Annotated in this window: 29 protein-coding genes; 14 read left to right on the forward strand and 15 right to left on the reverse strand. The window is 65.9% G+C overall.

Going from position 1 to position 25,057, the window contains the following annotated elements; genetic code table 11:
- Positions 1-141 precede the first annotated feature (141 nt).
- The gene (locus ACIBW7_RS35475; protein WP_397054136.1) at positions 142-1,179 is read right to left on the reverse strand and encodes a hypothetical protein; all 1,038 of its coding nucleotides are present in this window, start codon (positions 1,177-1,179) and stop codon (positions 142-144) included.
- Between the two features lie 72 nt (positions 1,180-1,251).
- Here ACIBW7_RS35475 and ACIBW7_RS35480 point away from each other — a divergent pair, with 72 nt between their 5' ends.
- The 4 genes from ACIBW7_RS35480 (at position 1,252) to ACIBW7_RS35495 (ending at position 3,900) form a co-directional block, all read left to right on the forward strand.
- Positions 1,252-1,680, forward strand: coding sequence for a MarR family winged helix-turn-helix transcriptional regulator (locus ACIBW7_RS35480; RefSeq protein ID WP_397054138.1), 429 nt, complete (start codon positions 1,252-1,254; stop codon positions 1,678-1,680).
- A gap of 77 nt (positions 1,681-1,757) precedes the next feature.
- A complete protein-coding gene (locus ACIBW7_RS35485) occupies positions 1,758-2,837 on the forward strand; it encodes a dihydrodipicolinate reductase (RefSeq protein WP_397054140.1) in 1,080 nt (359 codons plus the stop codon).
- Complete coding sequence (locus ACIBW7_RS35490) at positions 2,834-3,319, forward strand: carboxymuconolactone decarboxylase family protein (RefSeq protein WP_397054142.1); 486 nt, start codon at positions 2,834-2,836, stop codon at positions 3,317-3,319. The genes ACIBW7_RS35485 and ACIBW7_RS35490 overlap by 4 nt, the downstream gene beginning before the upstream one ends.
- 65 nt (positions 3,320-3,384) lie before the next feature.
- Positions 3,385-3,900, forward strand: a complete 516-nt coding sequence (locus ACIBW7_RS35495; protein ID WP_397054144.1) for a hypothetical protein — start codon at positions 3,385-3,387, stop codon at positions 3,898-3,900.
- 45 nt (positions 3,901-3,945) lie between these two features.
- Here the strand turns inward: ACIBW7_RS35495 and ACIBW7_RS35500 are convergent, their stop codons facing one another.
- A complete protein-coding gene (locus ACIBW7_RS35500) occupies positions 3,946-4,632 on the reverse strand; it encodes a hypothetical protein (RefSeq protein WP_397054146.1) in 687 nt (228 codons plus the stop codon).
- A gap of 86 nt (positions 4,633-4,718) precedes the next feature.
- Between ACIBW7_RS35500 and ACIBW7_RS35505 the strand changes: the two genes are divergently transcribed.
- Together ACIBW7_RS35505 and ACIBW7_RS35510 are read left to right on the forward strand one after the other, a co-directional pair.
- Entirely contained in the window at positions 4,719-5,009 is a 291-nt protein-coding gene (locus ACIBW7_RS35505) for an ArsR/SmtB family transcription factor (protein WP_397054297.1), read from the forward strand.
- Entirely contained in the window at positions 5,006-5,398 is a 393-nt protein-coding gene (locus ACIBW7_RS35510; protein ID WP_040690671.1) for a VOC family protein, read from the forward strand. Before ACIBW7_RS35505 ends, ACIBW7_RS35510 begins: the two co-directional genes overlap by 4 nt.
- A 3-nt stretch (positions 5,399-5,401) precedes the next feature.
- Here the strand turns inward: ACIBW7_RS35510 and ACIBW7_RS35515 are convergent, their stop codons facing one another.
- The gene (locus ACIBW7_RS35515; protein ID WP_397054149.1) at positions 5,402-6,322 is read right to left on the reverse strand and encodes an LLM class flavin-dependent oxidoreductase; all 921 of its coding nucleotides are present in this window, start codon (positions 6,320-6,322) and stop codon (positions 5,402-5,404) included.
- Between the two features lie 57 nt (positions 6,323-6,379).
- Entirely contained in the window at positions 6,380-6,889 is a 510-nt protein-coding gene (locus tag ACIBW7_RS35520; RefSeq protein WP_397054151.1) for a GtrA family protein, read from the reverse strand.
- 191 nt (positions 6,890-7,080) lie between these two features.
- Here ACIBW7_RS35520 and ACIBW7_RS35525 point away from each other — a divergent pair, with 191 nt between their 5' ends.
- Positions 7,081-7,884, forward strand: coding sequence for an aldose 1-epimerase (locus ACIBW7_RS35525; protein WP_397054153.1), 804 nt, complete (start codon positions 7,081-7,083; stop codon positions 7,882-7,884).
- A gap of 3 nt (positions 7,885-7,887) precedes the next feature.
- Here the strand turns inward: ACIBW7_RS35525 and ACIBW7_RS35530 are convergent, their stop codons facing one another.
- Entirely contained in the window at positions 7,888-8,640 is a 753-nt protein-coding gene (locus tag ACIBW7_RS35530; RefSeq protein WP_397054155.1) for a TetR/AcrR family transcriptional regulator, read from the reverse strand.
- A gap of 106 nt (positions 8,641-8,746) precedes the next feature.
- On the opposite strand from ACIBW7_RS35530, the gene ACIBW7_RS35535 reads away from it, so the two are divergent.
- A complete protein-coding gene (locus ACIBW7_RS35535; RefSeq protein ID WP_397054157.1) occupies positions 8,747-9,949 on the forward strand; it encodes a DUF418 domain-containing protein in 1,203 nt (400 codons plus the stop codon).
- A gap of 19 nt (positions 9,950-9,968) precedes the next feature.
- Positions 9,969-10,208, forward strand: a complete 240-nt coding sequence (locus tag ACIBW7_RS35540) for an AAA family ATPase (protein WP_397054159.1) — start codon at positions 9,969-9,971, stop codon at positions 10,206-10,208.
- Between the two features lie 145 nt (positions 10,209-10,353).
- Here the strand turns inward: ACIBW7_RS35540 and dapA are convergent, their stop codons facing one another.
- Positions 10,354-11,247 (reverse strand): 4-hydroxy-tetrahydrodipicolinate synthase, encoded by an 894-nt coding sequence (dapA, locus tag ACIBW7_RS35545; protein WP_397054161.1) that lies wholly within the window; start codon positions 11,245-11,247, stop codon positions 10,354-10,356.
- 72 nt (positions 11,248-11,319) lie between these two features.
- Between dapA and ACIBW7_RS35550 the strand changes: the two genes are divergently transcribed.
- Entirely contained in the window at positions 11,320-12,207 is an 888-nt protein-coding gene (locus tag ACIBW7_RS35550) for a LysR family transcriptional regulator (protein ID WP_397054163.1), read from the forward strand.
- A gap of 59 nt (positions 12,208-12,266) precedes the next feature.
- On the opposite strand, the gene ACIBW7_RS35555 is transcribed toward ACIBW7_RS35550, so the two are convergent.
- Positions 12,267-13,757 carry a carboxylesterase/lipase family protein gene (locus ACIBW7_RS35555; RefSeq protein WP_397054165.1) on the reverse strand — a complete coding sequence of 497 codons (1,491 nt, stop codon included), beginning with the start codon at positions 13,755-13,757 and terminating at the stop codon, positions 12,267-12,269.
- A gap of 146 nt (positions 13,758-13,903) precedes the next feature.
- Between ACIBW7_RS35555 and ACIBW7_RS35560 the strand changes: the two genes are divergently transcribed.
- The gene (locus ACIBW7_RS35560; RefSeq protein WP_397054167.1) at positions 13,904-15,421 is read left to right on the forward strand and encodes an FAD-dependent monooxygenase; all 1,518 of its coding nucleotides are present in this window, start codon (positions 13,904-13,906) and stop codon (positions 15,419-15,421) included.
- A gap of 49 nt (positions 15,422-15,470) precedes the next feature.
- On the opposite strand, the gene ACIBW7_RS35565 is transcribed toward ACIBW7_RS35560, so the two are convergent.
- Positions 15,471-15,881, reverse strand: coding sequence for a nitroreductase family deazaflavin-dependent oxidoreductase (locus ACIBW7_RS35565; protein ID WP_397054169.1), 411 nt, complete (start codon positions 15,879-15,881; stop codon positions 15,471-15,473).
- 131 nt (positions 15,882-16,012) lie between these two features.
- Here ACIBW7_RS35565 and ACIBW7_RS35570 point away from each other — a divergent pair, with 131 nt between their 5' ends.
- Entirely contained in the window at positions 16,013-16,780 is a 768-nt protein-coding gene (locus ACIBW7_RS35570) for a trans-aconitate 2-methyltransferase (RefSeq protein ID WP_397054171.1), read from the forward strand.
- Positions 16,781-16,983: 203 nt separating this feature from the next.
- Here the strand turns inward: ACIBW7_RS35570 and ACIBW7_RS35575 are convergent, their stop codons facing one another.
- The 6 genes from ACIBW7_RS35575 to ACIBW7_RS35600 all read right to left on the reverse strand — a co-directional run bounded on the left by ACIBW7_RS35575 (position 16,984) and on the right by ACIBW7_RS35600 (position 22,978).
- Positions 16,984-17,421 (reverse strand): nuclear transport factor 2 family protein, encoded by a 438-nt coding sequence (locus ACIBW7_RS35575; RefSeq protein WP_397054173.1) that lies wholly within the window; start codon positions 17,419-17,421, stop codon positions 16,984-16,986.
- 94 nt (positions 17,422-17,515) lie between these two features.
- Positions 17,516-18,412: an N-acetylmuramic acid 6-phosphate etherase gene (murQ, locus tag ACIBW7_RS35580; protein ID WP_397054175.1), complete on the reverse strand. Its 897-nt coding sequence runs from the start codon at positions 18,410-18,412 to the stop codon at positions 17,516-17,518.
- A gap of 16 nt (positions 18,413-18,428) precedes the next feature.
- Positions 18,429-19,292, reverse strand: a complete 864-nt coding sequence (locus tag ACIBW7_RS35585; protein WP_397054177.1) for a MurR/RpiR family transcriptional regulator — start codon at positions 19,290-19,292, stop codon at positions 18,429-18,431.
- Between the two features lie 3 nt (positions 19,293-19,295).
- Entirely contained in the window at positions 19,296-20,456 is a 1,161-nt protein-coding gene (locus tag ACIBW7_RS35590) for an anhydro-N-acetylmuramic acid kinase (RefSeq protein WP_397054179.1), read from the reverse strand.
- Positions 20,456-21,985 carry a sodium:solute symporter gene (locus ACIBW7_RS35595; RefSeq protein WP_397054181.1) on the reverse strand — a complete coding sequence of 510 codons (1,530 nt, stop codon included), beginning with the start codon at positions 21,983-21,985 and terminating at the stop codon, positions 20,456-20,458. The genes ACIBW7_RS35590 and ACIBW7_RS35595 overlap by 1 nt, the downstream gene beginning before the upstream one ends.
- A 63-nt stretch (positions 21,986-22,048) precedes the next feature.
- Positions 22,049-22,978 carry a BadF/BadG/BcrA/BcrD ATPase family protein gene (locus ACIBW7_RS35600; protein WP_397054183.1) on the reverse strand — a complete coding sequence of 310 codons (930 nt, stop codon included), beginning with the start codon at positions 22,976-22,978 and terminating at the stop codon, positions 22,049-22,051.
- A 58-nt stretch (positions 22,979-23,036) separates the two neighbouring features.
- Between ACIBW7_RS35600 and ACIBW7_RS35605 the strand changes: the two genes are divergently transcribed.
- Positions 23,037-23,537 (forward strand): DUF1992 domain-containing protein, encoded by a 501-nt coding sequence (locus tag ACIBW7_RS35605; protein WP_397054185.1) that lies wholly within the window; start codon positions 23,037-23,039, stop codon positions 23,535-23,537.
- Positions 23,538-23,566: 29 nt separating this feature from the next.
- Here ACIBW7_RS35605 and ACIBW7_RS35610 read toward each other — a convergent pair whose 3' ends face one another.
- Positions 23,567-24,271, reverse strand: coding sequence for an RraA family protein (locus ACIBW7_RS35610; RefSeq protein WP_397054187.1), 705 nt, complete (start codon positions 24,269-24,271; stop codon positions 23,567-23,569).
- 158 nt (positions 24,272-24,429) lie between these two features.
- Between ACIBW7_RS35610 and ACIBW7_RS35615 the strand changes: the two genes are divergently transcribed.
- Positions 24,430-25,023, forward strand: a complete 594-nt coding sequence (locus ACIBW7_RS35615) for a hypothetical protein (protein ID WP_397054189.1) — start codon at positions 24,430-24,432, stop codon at positions 25,021-25,023.
- Positions 25,024-25,057 lie beyond the last annotated feature (34 nt).

Genomic DNA, 25,057 nt, shown 5'->3' on the forward strand with positions numbered 1-25,057 from the left:
ACGGTTACATATAAACCGGGTTCTGCGGAATTCGAAGGCCAGAGCGGCGATGCGATCATCGTACCCGGTCCCGGACAGCGATGCGACGCGACCGCGAAAGATTCGACCCACCGAACGTGGGTCGAATCGAACGGTGAGGTGTCAGACGCCGACCGCCTCTTCCACTTCCTCCTCGGCCTCGGCGGGTCGCTGTGCACGCACGGGAGCGGCGGGCGTGGGGGAGTTGCGGTGTTCGTGTCGCGCGGCCACCACCAGCATTACCGCGCCGGCGGCCAGCCACACGACCAGACTCGCGATGCGGCCGGCGAAACCCGCACCTGCGTCGAAGTACAGCAGACTGCGCGCGCCCTCCACGAAACCCGCACCGTTCCAGAAGGCGTGCAGCGAACCGAAGAAGCCGTTCTGCAGTTCCGGGCGGTAGATGCCGCCGGAGGTGGTGAAGTTGAGCATGACGAACAGCACCATCAGCGCAAGGGTGGTCCAGCGCTTCAGGAAGGTGTGCAGTCCGATACCGACGGTGATGATGCCCGCTGAGTACAGCCAGCCCATCGCCCAGATCGCCGCGTAGTCGTGGTCGACGATATGGAAGACCGGCGCGGCCACCACGATTCCGATGATGCTGACCACCAGCGAGGTGGCCAGGCCGATCACCGCGCGCACCCGCATGGACAGTCCGGCGCCCGCCGCACCTATCGCGGCGACACTGCCGTATGAGCCGATGCTCAGGGCGACGAGCAGGAAGAACAGGCCCTGTCCGGTGGGGTCACCACTGGCCGTCCGGGTGATATCGGTGACCGTCATCGGCACACCCTGCGTCCCGGCAACCTGCCGGAAAACCAACTCGACCGCCATGGCCGTGGTGTCGGAATTGGCCTTGGCCACAAGCAGTTCGGGATGTTGCGCGTCAGGAATGTACGCGCCGGAGAGCGTGCGGTCGCGCAGCTGTGCGGTGGCGTCGTCGCGGGTGGGCAGCGTGACGACCTCGAGCGCGTCGCCTGCCTTGTCCTTCATGGTCTGCGCCAGCACCATGTCCCGCGCGGATGTGCCGACCACAGCCACCTTCAGATGGTTCGGCTCGGGCTGATGGAACGCGCCCAGATAGGCCAGTGCCATGCCGAGACACATCAGCAATGGGGTCAGCAGATGGCCGGCGACATGCCGTAGCTGATGCGAACGCATGAAGGTCAACTCCTAATAGTTGGTAAATACAACTATTACTGTTGTATCATACAACTAATGTATAGTGCAACCATGTCCACCGAACCGCGCACCGCGGCGATCCACATCATCCAGCGCGAACTGACCGCCTTCGCTCGGCGCGCCCGCGGCCGCGCCTCGGAGTTGCATCCGGAGTTATCGCTGGTGGCGTCGAGCATTCTGGATCTGGTCATCGAGCGCGACGGCTGTCAGGCGACCGATCTCGCGGACCACTTCGTGCTCGACAAATCCACGGTCAGTCGGCAGGTGGGCGCGCTGGAGCGGTTGGGCTACCTGACCCGGGAGGTCGATCCGGAGAACCGCCGCAACCACATCCTGCGGCCGACGCCGGAGGGGCGGCGGGTCGCGGGGGCGGCCGAGCGGCGTCGCCATCAGGAGTTCGCCGAGCGCTTGACGGCGTGGGATGACGCCGACATCGGGCGGTTCGCCGACTATCTGGTGCGCTACAACACCGCGAAATAGCCGTGCGAATTCCGTAGCCCCACTGTGTAATTCCCATAACCCCGGTCACCGAACCAAGCGCTTGCTACGCTCACTCGATGATCCCCACGATTGTCTGGGGCACCGGCAATGTCGGCCGCGCGGCCATCCGCGCCGTCGACGCACACCCGGCGCTGGAACTCACGGGCGTGCTCGTCCACAATCCGGATAAGGACGGCCGCGATGCGGGCCGGCTCGCGGGGCTCGACTATGACCTCGGTGTCCCGGCGACCGCCGATATCGAGGCGGCCTTGGCCGCCGGACCTCGGGCTGTGGTGTACGCGGCCTCCGGTGATATCCGTCCTGATGACGCGCTCGCCGATATCGTCCGGGCCATCGAGTCCGGCGCGGTCGTCGTCACCCCGGCGCTCTACGCGCTCTACGATCCGCGCGGCGCCCCACCCGAAATGCGCGATCCAGTGCTGGCGGCGATCGCGCGGGGCGGCGGGTCGCTGTTCGTCTCCGGTGTCGATCCCGGCTGGGGCAATGATGTGCTGCCGCTGCTGATGAGCGGACTCGGCAGCACCGTGGATGCGATCCGGTGCCAGGAGATCTTCGACTACACCACCTACGACCAGCCCGATTCGGTGCGCTATCTGGTCGGTATGGGCCAGCCGATGGACTATCTGCCGCCGATGGTGGCGCCGGGCATCCCGACCATGGTGTGGGGCGGGCAGATTCGGTTGATGGCGCGGGCGCTGGGCGTCGAACTCCAGGAGATCCGCGAAACCCTGGACCGCCGCGCGCTCGACACCACCGTGACCACCGAGCGCATGGGGGAGTTCGCGTCGGGTACGCAGGGCGCGTTGCGATTCGAGGTGCAGGGGATCGTCGAGGGCGAGCCACGCATCGTCATCGAACACGTCACCCGGATCCACCCGTCCTGCGCACCGGACTGGCCCACACCGCCGGACGGCGAGGGCGCGCACCGCGTGCTCATCGAGGGCCACCCGCGCATCGAAATCACCATCGAGGCCGCAGACGAGGACGGAAACCGTTCCGCGGGCGGCAATGCCACCGCCGTCGGCCGACTGGTGAATGCCATCGACTGGCTCGTCGCCGCCGAACCCGGACTCTATGACGCGCTCGATATCCCACTGCGTCCCGCAGTCGGCAAGCTCGGAAGGAAGCACCCATGATCATCGACATCCCCGAGGGCAAGGACCCGATCGGTTACGTGTGGGGCGAGATGGTGCCCGGCATCGGCTTGGCCGCCTCGAACTTCTCGCTGTCGGTGTATTCGCATTCGACCCTCGGACTGCGCGAATTCGAGGCGGCACGGCTGAAGATCGCCCAGGTCAACGGCTGCATCTTCTGCCTGGATTGGCGCACCGAACGCGACGGTCAGAAGGTGGAGCCGGAGTTCGCGGACGCGGTGACCAACTGGCGGACCACCGAGTTGTTCGACGAACGCACCCGGCTGGCCGCCGAATACGCCGAACGCTACGCCACCGATCACCACAATCTCGATGACGAGTTCTGGAATCGGATGCGCGCGCAGTACAGCCAGACCGAAATCGTCGAATTGAGTATGAGCATCGGATCGTGGCTGGCCTTCGGGCGGCTCAATCATGTGCTCGGGCTCGACGCGGTATGTGTTCTGCCCGGGCATTCGTCGTAGGCGGATGTCTCTGTCCCACAGATAAGTAGGTTTCCGGCCGGGCTGTGGCGACTCGAGGTCGTGCCGTGTCGTCCGCTGAGCCGAGCACGCTACTCGGGCTGATCCAGCGCGGCCGTGGCGCTTGTTTCGTGGCAGCGCTCGAACGGCCCGCGCTGGCTCGTGACCTCGTCGTCGACTGCATCGTTTGCGATCCGCGGTGGGATCACCAGGTCGAGCAGCGCGATTGGCTCGATCGGCGTCCACACGGTCTGTCCGCGCCGGAGCACCGAGTGGAACGCGAGTCGATGGAACGCGAATGTGTGCTGCGAGCCGCGATCGAGGCAAAGCTGATCAGCGGCCCGGCCGGTTGGGAGACCACATTGCCGGCCATCGCGACGGACCTCTTACGGGCACACGACTTTCCGCTCCCGGTCCGGCTCGCGACGCGTCGGTGTCTCGCACGGCTGAGCTCGCCCGGCGCACTCGCCTGGGCCCGCGAGCCGAAACCCGCGCCCTGGCGTCAACTACGCGAGCGATCGGATTTCGGAGGTGCGGGAACGTATCCGCGACACGGCCGAGGATACGACCGAGGAAGATCGTAGTCGGCGAGCGGCCGCGGCGCGAATTGTCCAGTGGCGCTGACTATTTCATTTCAATGGTGCCCAATCGATGCCATCCAGGCGGCTCCACTCGTCGCAGGCCCAGTCCCAGATGAGTTGGGCGACGGTCGCGCCGTCGGTCATTGTGGCGCGGAGGCGTTGGTCGCGGATCGGGTGGTGGATTTCGAGGGTGTAGTCGGCAGGGGAGTTGCGGTGGGTCCGGATGAAACTCTTTGCGTCGTTTCGCTTTTCGGCGATCAGAAATGGGGTGGCGGCCAGCAGATGGAGTTGGCGGACCCAGTCGAAAACTTCGCGCTGGGTGAGTGAGGAATATTTGCGTTCACCACCGATATCGATCGAGGCGTAGCGGCGAATTTCGGGGCTGGTCAAGGTGTTGGTCCGCGCATCGTAGATTTCATATGCGAAACCCGCGATGAGGGCTTCGATGAGTTCGCGTACCCGCGGCGCGGCGTAGTCCATAGCGGAGCCGCGAGTCCTGCGGCGATCCACACTGTCGGCGGCGGTCACCCGCACCGAATCTCCGGCCGCCTCGATCCGCAGCCTGGCATGCCGGGCGGCGGCCGGAATTCGGCTGTTCCAGCCGTGTAGTCCGGCGATGACGGTCTGGTAGAGGTGGTCATCGGCGGGTTGCCCGCGTCTGGATCGAAAATAAGGAAGTACGTCCCCCGGCGATGCCGCCGCGCCCGCGGGCAGCACCACGAACTCATAGCTCATCAACCCAATTTAACTCGGCCCCCGACACATTCGCCCGCCCTGTTTTCGATCTGAACTCCACTTGATAGGCAAGTGGTTACTTGCCTATAGTGAGGGGTGTGAGCGGCGATGTCTTCAAGGCGCTGGCCGACCCCACACGTCGGGCGATCCTCGACGAACTCGCCGATCGCGACGGCCAGACCTTGTTCGAGCTCTGCGCACGGCTCACCATGGGCCACCAGCTCACTTCGAGCAGGCAGGCGATTTCGCAGCATCTGGATGTGCTGGCGGCGGCCGGTCTGGTGACCACGCGCCGGGACGGCCGGTACAAATTCCACCATCTGAACCGAGAACCACTGCGGCAGCTCACCCACCGCTGGCTCCAGGAGGACCGATGATCCGTATCAATATCACCAGCGTTCTGGTCGACGATCAGGACAAAGCGTTGCGCTTCTACACCGAGGTGCTCGGCTTCGTGAAGAAGACCGAGGTTCCACTCGGCGAAGCGCGCTGGCTGACGGTCGTGTCGCAACAGGAACCGGACGGCGTCGAGCTGCTGTTGGAGCCGGATGGGCATCCGGCGGTCCGGCCGTTCAAGGAGGCGCTGGTCGAGGACGGAATTCCGTTCACATCGTTCGCGGTGGACGATCTGTACGCCGAGTACGAGCGGTTGCGCGGACTCGGCGTGCGATTCACTCAGGAACCGCTCGATCAGGGGCCGGTTGTCACCGCGGTGCTCGACGACACCTGCGGCAACCTGATTCAGATCGCGCAGATGAAGGGCTGAGGCTCAAGCCGTTTGGAGTAGTGCGTCGGCGAGGAGATCGAGCTGGCGGCGGGCCTGCAGTGAGCCGATGCGCAGCACCAGATGCTGCGCACCCGCATCGAGGTACCGTCCGAGCCAATGGACGCATTCGTCGGCAGAACCGCCGAAATAGGCTTGGATCGTGGACATTTCGCCCAGCGATCGGCGGTAGTACCGGCGGACGTAGCCGTCGAGTTCGATGCGTGCGGCGGCGGAGTCCTGGTTGATATTGATGGTGGCGTAGAGGGCGGGGGTGATGCTGCGGGTGGTCTTTTCGCGCAGGGTGTGCCATGCGCGGGCGTAGGCCTCCGGGTCCGGTAGGAACGGCAGCCAGCCGTCGTAGTGCCGGGCCACCCGTTCGAGCACTCGAGGTGTGTCGCTGCCCGCCAGCCACAGCGGAGGACCCGCCGCGCTCGCAGCGGGGAGGGTGCGGGTCAGATCGTCGAGTTGCCAGTAGCGGCCGTCGAATTCGGTTCCGCCGGACCAACTCCGGCGCCAGATGGCGACCGTTTCGTCGAGTCGGCCGACGCGCTGGTCGAAAGGCACACCGATAGCGGCGAACTCGTCCCGGCTCTCGGGCAGCGGGAATCCGGCGCCGAGACCGAGGACCAACCGGCCGCTGCTGAGTTGGTCGACGGTGGCGGCGGTGTGGGCGCCGAGCAGTGGATGACGCAATGTCGCGGTGAGCGCGGCGGTGCCGAGTTGGACGCGCGCGGTAGTCGCGGCGACGGCAGCGAGCAGTGGCAGCGGATCGACTCGGGTTCGCGCCAGCGGGGAATCGCCGATCCACACCGAATCGAACCCGGCATCCTCGGCGGCCTGGGCGAACCGGACCAATCCGGCGGCATCGTGTTCGCCGATCATCGAGGTTTCGCGGCTGGGGAGCAGCAGGCCGATCTGTGTCATACCGGCGATCTTCGCCCCGGTCGCCGATTCGGGGCAATTACCTCGCGGGTAAGCGACCTACCGCGGTTCGAGCTCCGATTGGACCAGATCGTCGGGGAAGGCGTACCGCCGAAACGCCCAGTACCGGAATGCCATCGCGAGCAGCACACCCAGAATCTGGCCGGTGATGAAGTTCGAGACGGCCTGGGTGACCGGGCTGACGTGCGGCACCCGGATATCGAGCACATATAGCGCGAGCGCCTGCGGCAACAGCGTGACACCGATACCGAGCGCACTGATCGCGAAGAACAGCGCCGCCTCGTGGTGCCGCTCCCGACCGCCCCTGGTCCGGAACGACCACTCCCGATTGAGCACATACGACACGATGGTCGCGATCAACACACCGAGCACGCGCGCGGTGAGCGGCTTCTCGCCGAGCACCGTCAACTTCAGCGCATAGACGATCCCGGTGTCGATGAACCAGGTGATCCCACCCACGACGGCGAACTTCAGCAGCTCACGCCGCTGGATCAGATACGACCGGTACGGCTCCGGGATCCGGTCGAGCGCAAGCTGGACGAAGGACACGCCCCGCACTATATCCAGCAAATCCGTCACCTCACGTTCCGACCGCCCATGCCGCCCTAACCCAAGCATGCCCGCGCCCATCGCGCCAGGTAAGTCTCCTCCCGCGTTTCGGGCACGCCGCGTCGATCAGCGTGACCGGGCTGCTCATGGCACTGTGTCTTACCTGACCCATAGTCGGAGGAGGAGCGCTCATGGCCGATGCAGGCAATTCCGGTGTTGTGCTGACCGCGGGGAAGGCGCAGGTGAGCATCGCGCCGGAGAATGGCGGGCGGCTGACCAGTTTGCGGGTCGGTGAGCTGGAGCTGTTGCGGCAGGGCGCACGGTACGGTGCGTTTCCGATGGCGCCCTGGTGTGGTCGGATGGGATTGGGACAGTTCCGGTATGGCGGCACTTTGCATCAGATGCCGATCAACGCCGATCCACACGCTATCCACGGCACCGCGCGCGATAGGGCCTGGCACGTCCTCAGCACCACGGAATCCACCGCCGCGCTGAGCTGCGAGCTCACCGACCCGTGGCCGTATCGGGGGCGAGTCACCCAGGAGTTCCAGCTCTCCGAGCACTCGATCGCCCTCACCATGCGGGTCGAAACAGCGGGCGAGTCGTTTCCGGCGCAGGTCGGTTGGCATCCGTGGTTCCTGCGAAATCTGGGCTCCGGCAAGGACATCGAGCTCGACTTCACCCCGGCCTGGCAGGAGGAGCGCGGCCCCGACTATCTCCCGACCGGACGCCGCATTGCCCCGCAACCCGGACCTCGGGACGACTGTTTTGCGATGCCCGATGGCACCACCGTCACCCTGACCTGGCCCCATGCGCTGGAGCTGACCATTACCAGTCCCACCGAGTGGGTCGTCGTCTTCGACCAGCAACCCGAAGCCGCCTGTGTAGAGCCGCAATCCGGTCCGCCCAACGGCATCAACACCCACCCGCGACCGGTCACCGCGAGCGACCCGCTGGAACTGTCAACCACTTGGACCTGGCGTCTGCTCGACTGAGTCCTATGCGCCATCGATCCCGGCGGCCACGCCGTCGAGGATCAATTCCAGCGCGAATACGAACTCCTGGTCCGCGGCATCGGTATCCCCATCCGGCGGTGATTCGAACAGCGGACTGGCGAACAGTGCGGCCGCCTCGGGGAAGCGGTCCGGATCGACGAGGACGGCGAGCGTGCGGCGGTAGTTCCGATTGGCCTGCACCTCGTCGAGACCAGTGCCGCGTCGTGCCTCGGTGAGCTGCTGGGTGAGCAGACTCGCTTGCCGCACATGCCCGCTCACCAGCATCAGGATGCCTACCTTGGTGGCCCAGTCGACTCCGGTGTCGGCGAGTGCGCGCAGCGCGGCATCCACCCAGCCGATCGTGTTCGGACCGCGCGGCGGCCCGGAGATCGGCAGCTGCGGCAACCACGGATGCTCGGCGTAGACCGCGCGCATCGCATGTGCCCACTGCCGCAGCCCGGCCCGCCACTCGAGGCGCCCGGTGCCGAGATCCGGTGCCTGGCCAATCGCGAAATCGGCCATCAGCTCGAAGAGTTCGTCCTTGGAACCGACGTGGCGGTACAGCGCCATTTTCGTGAAACCCAGGGTCTGCGCGACCTTCAGCAGCGTGACCGCGCCCAGCCCGGAGCGATCGGCGAGCTCCACCGCGGCGCGTACGACGCGGTCGACGTCCAGTTCCGCCGGTCGGCCCAGCCGTGCGGGTGTCGGGAGCCGCCAGAGCCTGCCCAGGTCGGCGGGCACCGCCTCGTCCGCCATGGCCTTACCTCCTCGGGATCGCCGATGCTTTTGGCGGATATTAGCCCGAGAGATAGTATATGTTGGATAGTATCCCTCGGATACTATCGATTTGCGGAGAATGCCAATGACCGATCAGCTGGTCGCCTCCAGATCCCGAGTGCACGACGTCGATGCCCTGCGCGGCTTCGCTCTGTTGGGCATCTTCATCGTCAACATCACCTTCATGGCCTCGGGTTATCCCGGCAATCTGGTGATCGACCCCGACTACACCTCCACCCTCGACGATGCCGTGCGCGCAGTGTCCGAGGTGTTCGTCGATATGAAGTTCTATCTGCTGTTCTCATTCCTGTTCGGCTACAGCTTCACCCTGCAGATGGAATCGGCGGCTGCCGCGCGAGCCGCCTTCGAACCGCGAATGCTGCGTCGCATCGGAGGTCTGTTCGTTCTCGGTGTGCTGCACATCGTGTTCCTGTACGCGGGCGACGTACTCACCACCTACGCGGTGGCGTGCGTGGTGTTGTTCTGGATGCGGCGGGTCAGCGACCGAACCGCATTGCGCGTCGCGGCGATTCTCTACGGCTTGGTCGTGGCCGGCCTGCTGCTCGGCGCTGTATTCATGGATGTGTCGGCGCTACTGCCCTCGACCGCCGAGGCGCAAGCCAATGCCGAGCACGCCACCCAGGCCATGCTCGGCGGCTGGGGCGACATTATCGGCGAACACCTCGAAGGCCTCGGACTCCTTGTCCTGCAATCTCTTACGCTGCAGGGACCGACCGCACTGGCCATGTTCCTGCTCGGCTTGGTAGCGGGCCGCCGTAAACTGCTCGCCCACATTCACGGTGACGAACCCATCCTGCGCCGAATTCAACTCGCAGGCTTCCCTGTCGGCCTCGCAGGCAGCATCCTGTTCACCATCGGCGGCGGCACCGGCCACACCCTCCCGGTAGCAATCAGCGTCGCCACCGCCCCATTCCTCACCGCCGCCTATGTCGCAACTCTGCTCCGAGCAATGCACAGCCCCCACACGTCCTTCATCCGCACAGCCCTGGCCCCCGCCGGCCGCATAGCCCTCACCAACTACCTCGCCCAATCAGCAATCGGCCTACTGATCTTCACCGGCATAGGCCTGGCCGCCGCCGGCGCGTTCTCCCCGCTCGCCACCATGTCCACTGCCCTGCTCGTCTTCACCCTCCAACTAGCCCTGAGCGCACTCTGGCTTCACTGGTTCCGCTACGGCCCCGCCGAATGGACCCTCCGCTGGATCACCAACGCCCACCGCCCCACCTGGCGCAAAACCCCGCCCGAGCCGGTGATGAATCAACCATGAGGCCAGCAAGAATGTCGGGGTGACGCAACGAGCGAACGACAAACTCCTGGTGCTGGTCAACGGTCTGCCCGGCTCGGGTAAGTCGACCTTGGCGCCGCCGCTCGCCCGCGAGCTGGATGCGCAATTGCTCTCCAAGGACACTGTGAAAGAAGCCTTGGCGGAAGGTATTTCCCGGCCGAATGCCGTGCCCTCGCTCGGTGCGATCGCGATGGAGGCTGTCTGGGCGATGGCCGCGGCGATACCGCGGACCGTGGGCTGAGGCGGCCGAGATCGAAACGACCGCGGCACCAGTTCCTCCCACAGCGTCGGCGTACCCACCTGCGCGTCGTCAGTGAACGGAGGAGCTCGGCTGAGCGTGCCGTCGTCGGTTCGTGAATCCGATTGGTGCGCTGTGGATTACATGGTCAGGCACGGACAGTTGCGGAAAGTTGGTCCAGGGCTTCGAGGGCCGCGGTGGTTGTTTCGGGGGTGGCGGGGAGGAGAGGGAGGCGGACGGTGGGGGTGGGAATGCGGCCTTGGGCGGCGAGGACGGATTTGATGACTACCGGGTTGGGTTCGGCGAACAGAGCTGCGGAGAGCGAGGTGAGACGGTGGGTGAGGGTGCGGGCTTCTTGGATGGGGCCCTTGCGCCAGAGGTGGATCAGGGTGGCGAAGGCGGAGGTGGCCAGGTGGGCGGTGGCGAGGATGGCGCCGGGAGCACCGAGGGCCAGGAGTGGGGCGGCGTGCAGGTCGTCACCGGCCAGGACAGTGACGCCGGACGGGAGCGTGGCCATGAAAGTGGTTGTGGTGTCGTCGATGCCGCCGACGGCGTGTTTGAAGCCGATGATGTTCGGGATGCGGGCGAGTTCATGGAGGGTGCCGGGGCCGAGGATGCGGCCGGTGCGGTAGGGAATGTTGTAGACGATGAGGGGAACCGGGCTGATGGCGGCGAGGTGCCGGAAGTGGGCGAGGACACCTGCTTCGGAGGGCCGGGTGTAGTAGGGGACAACGGTGAGTGCGGCAGTGGCGGTGGGGCCGAGGGCAGCGAGTGCTCGGGCCGAATCTGTCGTGGAGTTCGTGCCCACTCCGGCGATCAAGGGGGCGTTGCGTTCTCGGCACACGGCGCCGCAGATATCGAGCACGCGATGGCGCTCTTCGGGGGTCAGGGTGGCGGTTTCGGCGGTGGTGCCGAGAGCGACGATGCCGGTTGCACCGTCGTCGAGTACCTCGTGGGCCAAGCCCGTCAGTGCGTCGGCGGCCAGTTCACCATTCGCGGCGAAGGGCGTGATCAGGGGGACGAAGAGGCCGGTGAGCGTCATGGTCTCAAGACTGACCCGCGGCGCTACTTCAGGTCTAGTTCACGTTTCTTTCGTTGAGCATAAGCTGAACTGATGCTCGATGTTCGAAAGCTGCGCCTGCTGCGCGAACTGGCCCATCGCAACACGATCGCGGCGGTCGCGGAGGCGATGGGGTACACGCCGTCGGCGGTCTCCCAGCAGTTGACTACGCTGGAGCGGGAGGCAGGCGTACCGCTGCTCGAACGGACCGGGCGACGCGTCACTCTCACCCCCGCCGCACTCACCCTCGTGGAACACGCGGAGACGATCCTCGCGGCCCTCGAACAGGCCACCGCCGACCTCGCCGCCTCTCGCGCCGCACTCACCGGAACGCTGCGCATCGGCGCGTTCCCGACGGCGGTCGCCACAATCCTCTCCCCGGCATTGGTCGCACTGAGCCACGATCATCCGCGACTGGAATTGCTTGTGACAGAACTGGATCCGGCCACTGTCCCGGACGCACTGCGCACGGACACCCTGGACGTCGCGCTGGTCCAGGAGTACGACTACGTTCCCGCCGAACCCGATCCCGCCCTGGACACCGAGCCGCTCCTCGAGGAGACCATCTACCTGGCCGCCCCGACCGCCACGCCGCTCGAAGACCACCGCGGCGCCTCCTGGATCGTCGGTACCCCGGGCACGCTCTGCCATACCATGGCGATCCGGGCCTGCCAGGCAGCCGGATTCACGCCGCGGGTCCGCCATCACGTGGACGATTTCAGTACCGTCCTCGCACTGGTCGCGGCCGGTCAGGGTGTCGCCCTCGTTCCCGAACTCGGCGCACTCACCCCACCCCCGAACGTGGTGCTCACCGCCTTGCCCACCCGACGCAAAACCCACTTGGCCTACCGGCGCGGCACCGGCCGACACCCAGCCGTGGTCGCGGCCCGCGCCGCCTTACGCGCCTCTGCCACAACGATTTCCAGCGCACTCGACAAGTAGGACGCAATGGCGGCCTCGTTCGAGCAGCCCACCACCAGCTCCACCTGATCTTGACCCCGCTAAGCGACCGACTTCCGCAGCGCCGCCAATTCGTCCCCGCGCGGATCACTCACGACACCCGACTCCGGACTGTCGAAGATCTGCACCAGCCGCGAATCCTCCTCGAAGCGCGCCCACCCCGGATTACCGGACTCGGCGAAAGCCACCCACGCCGAATGGATTTCATCGGCGAGCGGCTGCGGCGGATTGGGCCCGGTCAAGGTGTGCGCGCCCACGAGAGCGTCGAAGACGAACGGCACCTCCAGAACGTGACAGGCACCGAGTCCCTCGATGCCGGATGACCACGCGAACTCATAGGCGTAGCTCGGCGCACCCGCTGCGGCGGTCGACTGTGCGATCCGCAGGGTGTCCGAGCGGAAGGCCCGATCGGTAATGATCGCGGCGAAGACATCCGCCGCGGTGGCCCCCGGACGATTGGCACCATAGATATCCCCGAGCGCGGGGTCGAGTCCGTAGCGGGTGAGCACGAAAGGCAAAGTGTCCGTGGTTATTCCGGCGGCGATACCGGTCGGAACCGTGAAGAACCGGAACTCCTCGGCGGTGCATCCCGCAATGAGCGGAACAGCCCGATCAGGGTGTGCGGCAAGCACTTTGACGGGTTGACCTTCGACAACCTCACCATCGATCACCGGAAGCAGACTCATGATCCCCATCCCGTTGGCGATGATCGATGACCCCCATCGCGCCGGATTCGGATCGTTCATCAGCGCGAGCGCGAGTGTGTCCTGCGCCGCGCGCAACTCATCGGGCCCGAGTTCGCCGAAATCCGCCGCGGTGGGACTGACTCCGATACTCGTGGCCAATTCTCCGGCGAGTTTGCGCGCATCCTCGACGGCCACCGCGGCGGATCCATTGCCGCTCTGCATGATCGCCTGCCGGAACAACCCGCGCGAAAGCGGCGATGCCATCAGCGTCGCCACACTCATTCCGCCCGCCGACTCACCGAATACGGTGACCCGGTTCGGATCTCCGCCGAAGGCCGCGATGTTCTCCTGCACCCACCGCAGCGCGAACAGCTGATCGTGTAATCCACGGTTGAGCGGTGCGTCCGGCACCGCCGCGAAGCCGGATATGCCGAGCCGGTAGTTGATCGAGACCAGCACGACCCCGTCGCGCGCGAATGCCGAACCATCGTAGATCGCTCTGGCATTGGATCCCCGGGTGAATGCGCCGCCATGAATCCACACCATGACCGGCAGCCCGGAACCGCCCGCATCCGGTGTCCACACATTGACATTCAGGTATTCGTCGCCCGGTATCCCGTCACTGCCGATCAGCGCGTGGATCGGCGGGGGATAGGCGGTCTGCACGCAGGTCGCGCCGTGGGCGAGCGCATCACGAACCCCCTGCCAGTCCGGCACCCGCGTCGGCAGCCGGAACCGCGCGGGCCCGACCGGCGCCGCCGCGTACGGCACTCCGAGAAATGCACTGACCCCAGCGGTCGTCCGGCCGCGAATCCTGCCGCCCGTGACGGAAACAATCGGTTCCATGAGTCTCCTTCGCTCGACTCGATTCTCTCCGCAGTACCCGGCCTCGGACCACAGTTTCGAGCACCTCACAGAACTTCCGGCGCGATGCAAGGCGCATGCAAGGCAACGTAAGCCCGCCGCAACCACCCATCGGCAGAGTCGAGTTCATGAACGAGACATTCGATGTGATCGTCGCCGGTGCCGGACCGGTCGGACTGATGCTGGCTTGCGAACTCCGCCTCGGCGGCGCCGAGGTGCTGGTGGTCGAGCGGCTGACCGAACCCGATATGACGATCAAGGCCGGTGCGATCAATGTGCCGACCGCGCAGGCGTTCTACCGCCGCGGCATGCTGCCAGACCTACTCGAAGAGCAGAATGCGACGGTGCAGCGCATCCGCACGGCGGGTATGGTCCCGAAGGCCTCGGGCCAACGACTGCCTATCGCCGGTCATTTCGCGGGCATCGTGCTCCGCGCGGACGAAATCGATTTCGACGACCCGGTTTTCGCCGAACTCGGCCCTGGCGCCGAGGCGGTGCTGGTGGCCCAGCAGGCGATCGAGGCGATCCTGGCCGGGCGCGCCACCGAACTCGGGATCGAGATCAGGCGCGGCGTGGAGTTGACCGACTTCGACGATAACGGAACCGCTGTCACCGTCCACCTCGGTGACAGCACCGTCCGCGCGCATTGGCTCGTCGGCTGCGACGGCGGCCACAGCACAGTCCGTAAGCTGGGCGGATTCGACTTCCCAGGACTGGACCCCGAAATCACCGGCCATCAGGGGGTCGTCGAAATGACCGGCGCGGAGGGCTTGCGGCCGGGTTGGAACACCACCGAGACCGGGATCTATACCAGTGGTCCGACACCGGGCCGGATCGTGACCGTAGAACTCGACGGTCCGCCGGCCGACCGAACAACACCGATCACCGCGGCCGAATTGCAGGCCAGCCTCCGCGCGGTATCGGGAGTGCCGGTCGAGATCACCGCCGTGCATTCGGCAACGCGGTTCACCGATAACACCCGCCAGGTCACCGACTATCGCAAGGGTCGGGTGCTACTGGCCGGAGATGCGGCCCATGTGCATTCGCCGTTCGGTGGGCAGGGACTCAATCTCGGCATCGGCGATGCGGTCAACCTCGGCTGGAAATTGGCGGCGGTCGTGCGCGGCGATGCGAGCGAGACCCTGCTCGACACCTACAACACTGAACGTCATCCGGTCGGCGCATGGGTGCTGGAGTGGACTCGCGCACAGGTCGCGCTGATGCGACTCGACCAGCGCAGCAAGGCATTACGCGAGGTGGTGACCGATCTGCTCGCCACCCGTGACGGCAGCACCGCGATCTTCAAGAGGATTTCCGGTGTGCTGCACCGCTATGACCTCGGCGGCGGCCACGACCTGATCGGCGCGGTCGCACCGGATATCGAACTGTCCGACGGCAGTCGGCTCGGTGCGCACTTCGCCGATGGCCGGGCAATCCTGTTGGATCTGGCCGATTCCGCTGAGCTGCGGATGATCGCCGCACCGTGGTCGGATCGGGTGCGCGTGGTGACCGCGAAACCCGTTGCACCACGCGATCTTTCCGCGATGCTGATCCGACCGGACGGCTACGTGGCCTGGACTGCGGATTCCGGCGAGCGCGATGGACTCGCCGAAGCGCTGCGACGCTGGTTCGGCGACAAATCCTGATCGGCTGGAGCCGGCCCGGACATCATGGATCGGGCCGGCAGGTTGATCGTCAGGCCTCTTGCCGATACACCGCGACAACCGGAATCACCCGAGAAGTCTTCGCTTGGTACTCACCGAATCCCGGCATGATCTCCACCATCCGCGCATACAGTTCGTCGCGTTCGGCGCCCGTCACCACCTCGGCCTTCGCCGGATAGCTCTCGGTGCCGAGCTCCACGGTGAATTCCGGATTCGCGCGCAGGTTGTGATACCAGGCCGGATGCTTGTCGGCACCGCCGTTCGAGGCGATGAGCACGATCCGCTCGCCGTCCGGAAGGTAGACGAGCGGGCTGGTGACCTGGCGGCCGGATTTGGCGCCCGTCGTCGTGATCAGCACCATCGCCGCACCGTCGAACATCCCGCCGACCTTGCCCGCATTGGCGCGGAACTCATTGATCACCTGCGCATTGAAGTCGTTCACTGCACTCCTATCGGTTGTTTTCCGCACCAACCCACACGGCGCGCCGGAAATTCCGGCCGCTGCTTGCCGGACCAGCCGATGCAGAATACAGTACGTACGTACGGTTTGGTTGAATCGACTTGGAGCTGCCGATGTGGGATCCCAAGAAGTACCTGGCCTTCGATGACCACCGCTCGCGTCCATTCTTCGAACTACTCGGCCGTATCGGAACCGAGGATCCGCGCCGCGTCGTCGATCTCGGCTGTGGCCCAGGGCATCTCACCGCTTCACTGGCCGAGCGCTGGCCAGGCGCGGTCATCGAGGCCTCGGATTCATCGCCTGAAATGGTCGCCGCGGCAAGGAGTCTCGGCATCGACGCACAACTCGGCACGGTGCAGGACTGGCGACCGGCGCCGGATACCGATGTCGTGATCAGCAACGCGGTACTGCACTGGGTGCCGACGCACACGACGCTGCTGCCCCAATGGGTACATGCGCTACCTGCGGGCGCCTGGCTCGCATTCCAGGTGCCCGGCAATTTCGATGCTCCGTCACACCTCGCGATTCGCGAACTCGCGGGCCGCGACGAATGGCGCGACCGGCTCGCACCCGCGGGCATCCTGCAGCCGCGCGCTGCCCTCGACCCGATCGGGTATGCCCACGTGCTCACGCTCGCGGGCTGCGCGGTCGACGCATGGGAAACGACTTACCTGCAACGGCTGTCAGGGGAGGATCCGGTACTCGAATGGGTCACCGGAACTGCCCTGCGTCCTGTTCGCAAGGCACTCGACGACACGGCCTGGCAGGAGTTCACCGCACAGTTGGCACCGCTCTTGCGTGCGGCCTACCCCCGCAGGCTCGACGGCACCACCTGGCTGCCGTTCCGACGGGTCTTCGCCGTGGCACGCAAGACCGGCTGAGCGCCTGGTTATACTTCCCGGCTATAGCTCAGGTGGCAATCCCTACTGCGGAGAGGTTTGCGATGGTTCCCAGCGTTCTTCCCTGTGCTTGTGGTCCGGACTGCCGGTGCGGTTGCCAGGACGGCGGCAAGTGCTCGTGCGGAGATAAATGCCAACACGAATGACCGATCGAGGCTGCCGAATCCGGGAGCCTCGATTCGTATTCAGGCGGTGCCCGGCGCGACGAACATGAAGCTCTTCTCCTCGACACGCTGCTTGATCCGCCATCGGCCGTCGATGCGGGCGAAGGTGTCCAGATACCAGAGCCCGCACAGCATCAGGCTCTGCTGACCTTCGCCGGTCGAGACCAGCATCGGGTTGTGACACATGGTGCGGCCGGTGGCGCTGTCGCCGTCGACGGTGATGGACGAATTACTGATCAGATGTTGGAACGCAAGGAAGTTCGGCATCACGGTGGCGAGGAACTTCTTGGTGGATTCGAGATCACCGACCGCGCCGCCCATGGCCGAATAGTCGATATGCGCATCCGCGGTGAAAATCTCGTCGAGCAGATCCCACTGTCGAGTGTCGACCGCATGTGAGTACCGGACCATGAGGTCCTCGATCTCCAGGCGGTCGGAAATCTCCTGCAGGGACAGCATGGCGCCTCCGAATTGCCGACACATCGTTCCGACGGGGCGCGGAACTGTGGGTCAGGGTAGCGGTTGACCGCGTACGGATTCGGCGAACGGAATATCAGTGACGCACGGCGTCGCGCACCCGTCCGTCCGCATCGTGGAGCAGTGTGCGGGCAGTCGACGCGTCGACGCCGGCCAAGCGCATGACGATGGCGGTTTTCACGTGACCATCTGCTGCGTCCAGTAGTGCCGCGGCGGTGACGGGGTCGGCTCCCGTCGCCTCGGCAATGATGCGGCGCGCACGGTCGACGAGTTTGGCATTCGTTGGCTTCACATCCACCATCAGGTTGCCGTAGACCTTCCCCGCCCGCACCATGGCGGCGGTGGAGAGCATATTGCACACCATCTTCTGTGCCGTGCCCGCCTTCAAACGGGTGGAACCCGTCAAAACCTCAGGGCCCGTATCGATTTCGATGCCGACGTCGGCGTGCGCGCTGGCTTCCGCATTGCGGTTGCAGGAAATCGCGACCGTCGCGGCACCGATCGAGCGGCCGTGTCGCAGCGCACCGACGACGTACGGGGTTCGGCCGCTGGCGGCCAGTGCGACGACCACATCGTCGCCGGTGAGCGCGATGGCTGACAGGTCGGCGACGGCCAGCGCGGGATCGTCCTCGGCACCTTCTACGGCCCGCAGGAAGGCATCCGGTCCGCCCGCGATTATGCCGAGGACCTCGCCGGGATCGGTGCCGAAGGTCGGTGGGCATTCGACCGCGTCGAGCACCCCGAGGCGGCCGCTGGTGCCCGCGCCGACGTAGATCAGCCGACCACCGCGCCGCCGCGCCGCGACGATCAGCTCGACCGCCCGCGCGATCTCCGGAATCGCCTGCGCCACAGCGGAGGCCACGCCGACATCCTCGGCGTTCATGGTACGCAGCAACTCGTCGATCGGCATCGAATCCAGCGCGCTGGTGCGTGGATTCGACGCTTCGGTGGTCAGCGAACCGATTTCGGTCACCGCGACACCGGGTGATTCATTCGGCCTCCTTGGTTCGACGATCGGCTACCGCCTCGTAGGTGCGCCGCAGCGCCCTGGCCGCCGACGGCGTGCGTTGCAGGACGCCGACATACAGTGCGTCGACGATGAGGAGCTGGCTCATGCGACTCGCCATGGCCGCGGAACGGAATCCGTCCTCGCGTCCGGCCACGAGCACCGTGTGTGCGGCGGCATTCGCGAGTCCGGATCGCGCTCCCGCGGTCACGGCGACCGTGATCACGCCCGCGCCGGCGGCCCGGCGCACGGCCTCGACGACGGCGGCGGTCTCGCCCGAATGCGAGAACGCGACGGTTACATCACCGGCCTGGAGCAGGCTGGCCTGGACCAGTGCATCATCCTCGGATGTGCATGCGGCGCACCACATTCCGATGCGGGTCAGCTTCTGCGCCATATCCATCGCGACGAGTCCGGACGCGCCGATGCCGACCAGGTGCACCCGTCGCGCGCCGACCAGTGCGTCGACGACGGCCTCCATGGTCGCCGGATCGGCGAGTTCGGCGGTCGCCATCATGCCCTCGGTTTCGAAGGCGGTGAGTTTGTGCAGCACCTTCGACAACGCGTCGTCGGCGTCGATATCGGTGGCGAATACGGGCGAGCCGTCTTCGCCGCCGACTGCGGCCATTGCGAGTCGCAGCTGCGGATAGCCTTCGTAGCCGAGGGTTTTCGCCAGCCGGACGACCGCGGAGGTGCTGGTCGCCGACCGGTCGGCGAGTTGACTCACGGTGAGCTGTGCGGCGGCGGCCGGGTCGTGCCGGATCACCTGCGCGACGCGCAGTGCGGTCGGGGTGAGTCGTGGCAGTGCCGCCAGCAGGCGAGTGCGTACATCATCAGCCTCGGGCATGGTTCACCTCGCCACCGTGAGTCGCCGGGGCAGGGCGGTCAGCGCACTGGGCAGCGCGAATCCGGCCGCACCCGGGGTGATCGAACCGAGCACCGCCGCGCGACTCGCTCCGGTACAGGCGGGATGGCTACCCGCCAGACCGTGTGCGGTGAGGAAGCCGAGCACCGCGAATGCGGTTGCCTCCTTCGCCGCCGACGGCAGGCCGAGTTCGTCGGACGTGCGCACCTTCGTGGCACCGAGATGTGCGCCGAGCATTGCCATCAAGGTGAGATTGCGTGTCCCGCCGCCCGACGCGATGACCTCGGTCGGGCGCAGCGGTGCAAGGGCATCGGCGATGGTACGGGCGGTCAGCGCGGTCACAGTGGCGACAATATCGTCGGGGGCGGCCGAACGGCCGTCCAACACGCGCGCCAGGTAGCTGCGGTTGAACAGCTCCTTCCCGCTGGTCTTGGGTGCCGGTGCGCGGTAATAGGGTTCCGCGAGAAGGGTTTCCAGTAGATCGGTGTCGATGTCGCCACGGGCGGCCCGTACTCCGGCGCGGTCGAAATGCTCGGCGCCGCCGGTGCACAGTTCGACAGCCGCATCGATGAGGGCGTTGCCGGGTCCGGTGTCGAAGGCGACCGGTTTGTCGCCGGTGACCGTGACATTCGCGATCCCACCGATATTCAGTGCGGCCGCACGTTCGGGACGTCCGGCCAGCCACAACAGGTCGAACAGCCCCACCAACGGTGCGCCCTGCCCACCCGCGGCGATATCGCGCGAACGGAAGTCGCTGACGACCGGCAACCCGGTGCGCTCGGCGATCCACGCAGGCTGCCCCAGCTGCAACGTGCCTTTCACCGCGCCGTCGCTCACCCAGTGGTAGACGGTTTGTCCATGTGAGGCGATGAGATCAGCTGTGCCGCCGAAGAACTCGTGCTGTGCCGCTTCGGCCGCATCGGCGAAGGCTTGGCCGATCGCAGTATCCAGACGGCACACGGTGGCCATATCTATGACACCGGGAGGCAAGGCGCTGATGAGTTCCGAACGCAGTTCATCCGAATACGGTCGGCTCAGCTGTCCGACGAGATGCACCTGAATCGTCGCGTCCTGCAATGCGATATCCGCGCCGACAGTATCGATCGCATCGTGCGAGGTCCCCGACATCAACCCGATGACGCGCACTACACCACCGCCGCAACGGGTTCCGGCTCATCCGGTGCGGACGCCGGATGGAACAGGCTCGCAATTCCGCCGACGATCAAGGTGACGAGCACGCCGATCGGCACCAACCACTGTGCCGCGATACCCTTTTCGACGGTCTTTCCCGCGACGGTCACGTCGATCTTGACCACCCGCACCACGAACGTCATCACGATCACCGTGGCGACGAAGGCGACGATCGCGTCGAACTGGTTGGCGCGCGCGACCAGTCGCCCGAGCAGGAACGCACCGAGCAGCGCACCGTAGGTGTACCCCGCGATGGTGAGCGCCGTCAGGTACACATTGCCCGTCGTCGCGCTGAAACCCATCGCGAACAGCGCCATCAGCGCCGCCCACACCAGTGTCATCACGCGTGCCAGGCGCAGCAGCGCCTGATCGGCGAGCGTGCGCCGGGAGAAGCTGCGGATGATATCGGCGACCGTCGAATTGGCCATGGAATTCAACGCCGAGGACAGTGAACCCATCGCCGCGCCGAGGATTCCGGCGACCAGCAGCCCGGAGACCACCACCGGCAGCCCGTGCAGAATGAAGTTGGGATACAGGCTGTCCGCGCTGGCCAATCCGAGTTCCTTGGCCGTCTTGCCGCCGTTGTAGGACCACAGCAGCACACCGACAAGGGAGAATGCGGCGAACTGGATGGCCACGAAGATGCCCGAACCGATCATCGCCTTCTGACTGTCGCGCAGCGACCGCGTCGCCAGAATGCGCTGCACGATCAGCTGATCCGAGCCGTGCGAGGCCATCGCGAAGATCGCCCCACCGATAATCGCGGTCGGGAGGGCGAAGGTGCTGGTGAGAATGTGCGCGAGACCGAAATCGGTATCGAAGACACGGAACTTGCCCGCATGCATCGCATCCGACCAGCCGGACGCGCCGACGTGGCCGGTGAGCACGCAGATCGCGATGAGCGCGCCCGTGAGGTAGAGGCCCATCTGCAGTGCATCGGTCCAGATCACCGCCTTGATGCCACCCAGGTAGGTGTACACGACAGTGAGCAGCGTCAGCGCCACGATGATCGCGTCGTAGCCGAAGTCGAGTCCTAATTCGCTGAGCAGCAACTTGATCGGAATGGCGGAGGCGAACAGTCGCACGCCCTCGGCGAGCAGCCGGGTGAACACGAAGGTCACCGCGGCCACGCCCTGCAGATAGCGACCGAAGCGCAGCTCGAGGTACTGGTATGCGCTGACGAACCCACCGCGCTTGTAGAGCGGGATCAGCACGATCGCGACGACCGTGCGTCCGATGATGTATCCGATGGCCAGTTCGACATTTCCGAAGGCCTGATCGGTGTACGCTCCGCCCGGAATCGAGATGACGGTGAGCACACTGGTTTCGGTGGCCACCACCGAGAAACACACCGTCCACCACGGCATTCGGCCCTCACCGACGAAATAGTCGCTGCTGGACTTCTGTTTTCCGGACAGCCGCAGGCCGATCCACGCGACGGTGACGAGATAGACGACGATGACGGCGAGATCGAGTGCGTTCAACGCAGCTCCCCGGTGACGCGATGGATTGAATGCAACTAAGTGTCAGATGTCTCAAGGTCTCTGTCAATAAATGTCAGAGATTCGAGTGACCAGCGCTTCGAGCGCCATGGTCGGGTCGAGGGCGAGTAGCGCGGCACCGTCGATCGGATCGCCGAGCGGGTCGCGACGGTCGATCGCGTGCGCGATCTGGTTGTCGAGTGGCTCGAGGAGTGGGGCACCGAGCTTGGTGAGACCGCCGGTGATGGCATAGGGGACCGGTGGGCGGATTCCGGATCGTTCGATCGCGGCAAGGACGGTGCGGGCGAGTGCGCGTGCGGCGGCTGCCATGATCGCGGCCGCCGTGTCGTCGACGACGGCGGCGACGACGGGTGCGAAGCCTGCGGCGACCAGGGCTGGATTATCTTGTTCGCCAAGATATTTCGGCAGCGCGATCAGTTCGATGCCATAGTGCTCGCGGACCTTCTCGGTCAGGATGGTGCGTGGACCCCGGCCGTCGTGGGCACGTAGTGCGGCGCGAAGACCTTCGAGGCCGATCCAGCCGCCACCGCCCTCATCTCCGAGTTGTGGCCCCCAGCCGTCGACTCGGGTGAACCGGCCCGCCCCGTCGACGGCCGTCGCGACGGCTCCGGTCCCGATTGCCAGCACGACTCCCGGCGATCCGCCCAGCGCCCCGGCGTGAGCGGTGACGGCGTCGGAAGTCACGGCGACCGCGGCCGCGCCGGGGACCGCGGCCAGCCTCCGGGCGAGTGCCGCAGCCGCATCCGGTGCCGATGCGGCGCCCGCCGCGCCCACCGAGAGCGTGAACGTTGTTGGTAGCGCCGCGATCTGATCGATCACCGCGCGGATCGCACGCTCCGCCGCAGCGACACCCGTACTGTCCGCCAGTCCCGGCGCACCCGGCGCTTCCGCATAGCCCACCTGGCTTCCATCGATGCGCAGCGAACCGCGACAGCCGGTCTTGCCGAGATCGATCGCGAGAACATGGCTGGTCATTGGAATATCTTTACCGTCCGTAGACTGGAGTTATGTACGTTCCGTCGAAGCCGTTGCCATGACCGAGCGGAAACCACTCGGGGTCACCTTCGAATCGTGGATCGACAAACAGATCCGCGAGGCCGGCGAACGCGGCGAATTCGAGAACCTCCATGGCACGGGCAAACCGATCCCGAACTCTGTCGACGACGAGAACTGGTGGTTGCAGAGCTACCTGCGCCGCGAGGGCGTGCGTGGGGACGGCCTGCTGCCCCCGTCCCTCATATTGCGCCGCGATATCGAGGAACTTCCGGAAACGGTGCGAGATATGACCTCCGAACGCGAGGTCCGCAAAACGGTCTCGGAACTGAACCAGCGCATCGTCGAGTGGTTGCGAATGCCGCACGGGCCGTTTGTTCCGGTCGGACCGGTGAATACCGAGGAGATCGTCACGCAGTGGCGCGCCGACCGTGCGGCCACGCGTCGAGTGGCTCAGCCCGAGTCGAGCGAATCGAGTCCGCGTCCCGCGCCTGCCGAACTCCGTTGGTGGCACTGGATTACGCGTCGCGGTCCACACTGAATCTACCTGCAGTGCACGGCATTTCGGGGTCAGGCCAGAAACCGCAGTGTCGAGGGTTCGCCGCGATTCAGGGCGGCCGTGTGCTCGGCGAGGTTGAGACCATCGCTGAGTGTCGATCCGGTATCGAGCAGCGCGACCAGTTCGGCCTCCGCGTCTTTGACCGCTGCCGCCGCATCGAGGAGCCAGTCGATGCGGTCGGGCTCGACGACGATGACGCCCTCCTCGTCGGCGAGGATCAGGTCACCCGGGCATACCTCGACGCCACCACAGGTCACCGGGATCTGCAGCTCACCGAGCTGTGCGGTGGTGCCCGCCATGGGCGTGACGAAGCGGCTGTACACCGGCAGCGCACAACCTCGGACATAGGCGATATCGCGATACCCGCCGTCGATGATGATGCCGCCGAGATTGCGTACCAGCGCGCCGCGTGCGAATAGTTCTCCGGCCAGCGCGATTTCGGCGCCACCGCCATCGACGACGATGACATCGCCGGGCGCAGCGGTCTCGACGGCACGCAGCACGGCGAGGAAGTCGCCGCGACAGCGCACGGTGAAGGCGGGCCCGAGAATCCACGGCTCGGCCGAACGCAGGCGAATCGCGCTGTCCAGCACCCGAATCGACTTATCGGCATCGCAGATCGCCGTGGTGTCGACGGCCCGGAATTTCTGGACGAGCTGGTCGGTCGGCATCGATGCCGCCCCCTTCGTAACTCGAATGACGGGATCAGTTCGCATCGTACGATCGAACAGCGCGCGGACCAATCGTGGCCATGCGATGAGCGGGGCGGTCGAGTTGATCTTGCCGGATATCCAGCAAACAATCGGCACACCACCGTATGATGCGTCAAGAATTCGGTTTGCCCTGCTGCGATGACATCCAGGAGGTCATGCGCGTGGAAGACAACCGATACCTGGCCGAGGCCGACGACGAAACGGCGCGCGAAATGCGCCGCAGAATCGCGCTGGCGCTACCCGCACTAGGGCTGACGCTGCCCGTGGTCTGGAGGGGCTCGAACGGTGACGCGGCCGAGCCGTCGACCGTCGAGTTCCCGACCGCCCAAGACCGGTCCCCAGGTCCGGGCACCACGATTCACGGCATGGCCGACCTCAACTGGCAGCCCGCTCCCGGCGCACCACCGCAGAGCTTCGAAACCGCCGACGTGCTCGGTTCCTATCGAGCCCCCGGCTTCTACGCGAGCTATGCCCGCTGGCACCCCGGCTGGATGAGCGCCCCGCATGCCTACACCCTCGACCGCCACGCGGTCATGCTCTCGGGCATCTGGACCGTCGGCGCGGGCCCCACCATCGACCTGACCACCACTCTGCCCATGTACCCCGGCGAATTCGCCACGCGCACAGCGGGTACGCCACACTACGACGGTACTTTGCACGACAGCCCGGAGCCCGCGGTCTTCATCCTGTTCGGAATCGGCCCCGCCATACCGATACCCGTGGACCCCGCGCGGCCGCTGTTCGTCCGCATCTAGTCGCCGAGTCCAGGTGAGAATGGGGCTACGGCCC

The sequence above is a fragment of the Nocardia sp. NPDC049526 genome (assembly GCF_044465765.1).
Lineage (GTDB): Bacteria > Actinomycetota > Actinomycetes > Mycobacteriales > Mycobacteriaceae > Nocardia.

What these genes read in the sequence shown, in the direction of transcription:
- ACIBW7_RS35535 (WP_397054157.1), top strand. Translation starts at nt 8,747, where the DNA reads ATGACCGATCAGCTGGTCGCCTCCAGATCCCGAGTGCACGACGTCGAT.
- dapA (WP_397054161.1), bottom strand. Translation starts at nt 11,247, where the DNA reads ATGACGCTCACCGGCCTCTTCGTCCCCCTGATCACGCCCTTCGCCGCG.
- ACIBW7_RS35555 (WP_397054165.1), bottom strand. Translation starts at nt 13,757, where the DNA reads ATGGAACCGATTGTTTCCGTCACGGGCGGCAGGATTCGCGGCCGGACG.
- ACIBW7_RS35570 (WP_397054171.1), top strand. Translation starts at nt 16,013, where the DNA reads ATGTGGGATCCCAAGAAGTACCTGGCCTTCGATGACCACCGCTCGCGT.
- ACIBW7_RS35575 (WP_397054173.1), bottom strand. Translation starts at nt 17,421, where the DNA reads ATGCTGTCCCTGCAGGAGATTTCCGACCGCCTGGAGATCGAGGACCTC.
- ACIBW7_RS35485 (WP_397054140.1), top strand. Translation starts at nt 1,758, where the DNA reads ATGATCCCCACGATTGTCTGGGGCACCGGCAATGTCGGCCGCGCGGCC.
- ACIBW7_RS35530 (WP_397054155.1), bottom strand. Translation starts at nt 8,640, where the DNA reads ATGGCGGACGAGGCGGTGCCCGCCGACCTGGGCAGGCTCTGGCGGCTC.
- ACIBW7_RS35490 (WP_397054142.1), top strand. Translation starts at nt 2,834, where the DNA reads ATGATCATCGACATCCCCGAGGGCAAGGACCCGATCGGTTACGTGTGG.
- ACIBW7_RS35585 (WP_397054177.1), bottom strand. Translation starts at nt 19,292, where the DNA reads ATGCCCGAGGCTGATGATGTACGCACTCGCCTGCTGGCGGCACTGCCA.
- ACIBW7_RS35610 (WP_397054187.1), bottom strand. Translation starts at nt 24,271, where the DNA reads ATGCGAACTGATCCCGTCATTCGAGTTACGAAGGGGGCGGCATCGATG.
- ACIBW7_RS35605 (WP_397054185.1), top strand. Translation starts at nt 23,037, where the DNA reads ATGACCGAGCGGAAACCACTCGGGGTCACCTTCGAATCGTGGATCGAC.
- ACIBW7_RS35560 (WP_397054167.1), top strand. Translation starts at nt 13,904, where the DNA reads ATGAACGAGACATTCGATGTGATCGTCGCCGGTGCCGGACCGGTCGGA.
- ACIBW7_RS35500 (WP_397054146.1), bottom strand. Translation starts at nt 4,632, where the DNA reads ATGAGCTATGAGTTCGTGGTGCTGCCCGCGGGCGCGGCGGCATCGCCG.
- ACIBW7_RS35510 (WP_040690671.1), top strand. Translation starts at nt 5,006, where the DNA reads ATGATCCGTATCAATATCACCAGCGTTCTGGTCGACGATCAGGACAAA.
- ACIBW7_RS35550 (WP_397054163.1), top strand. Translation starts at nt 11,320, where the DNA reads ATGCTCGATGTTCGAAAGCTGCGCCTGCTGCGCGAACTGGCCCATCGC.
- ACIBW7_RS35515 (WP_397054149.1), bottom strand. Translation starts at nt 6,322, where the DNA reads ATGACACAGATCGGCCTGCTGCTCCCCAGCCGCGAAACCTCGATGATC.
- ACIBW7_RS35600 (WP_397054183.1), bottom strand. Translation starts at nt 22,978, where the DNA reads ATGACCAGCCATGTTCTCGCGATCGATCTCGGCAAGACCGGCTGTCGC.
- ACIBW7_RS35480 (WP_397054138.1), top strand. Translation starts at nt 1,252, where the DNA reads ATGTCCACCGAACCGCGCACCGCGGCGATCCACATCATCCAGCGCGAA.
- ACIBW7_RS35525 (WP_397054153.1), top strand. Translation starts at nt 7,081, where the DNA reads ATGGCCGATGCAGGCAATTCCGGTGTTGTGCTGACCGCGGGGAAGGCG.
- ACIBW7_RS35475 (WP_397054136.1), bottom strand. Translation starts at nt 1,179, where the DNA reads ATGCGTTCGCATCAGCTACGGCATGTCGCCGGCCATCTGCTGACCCCA.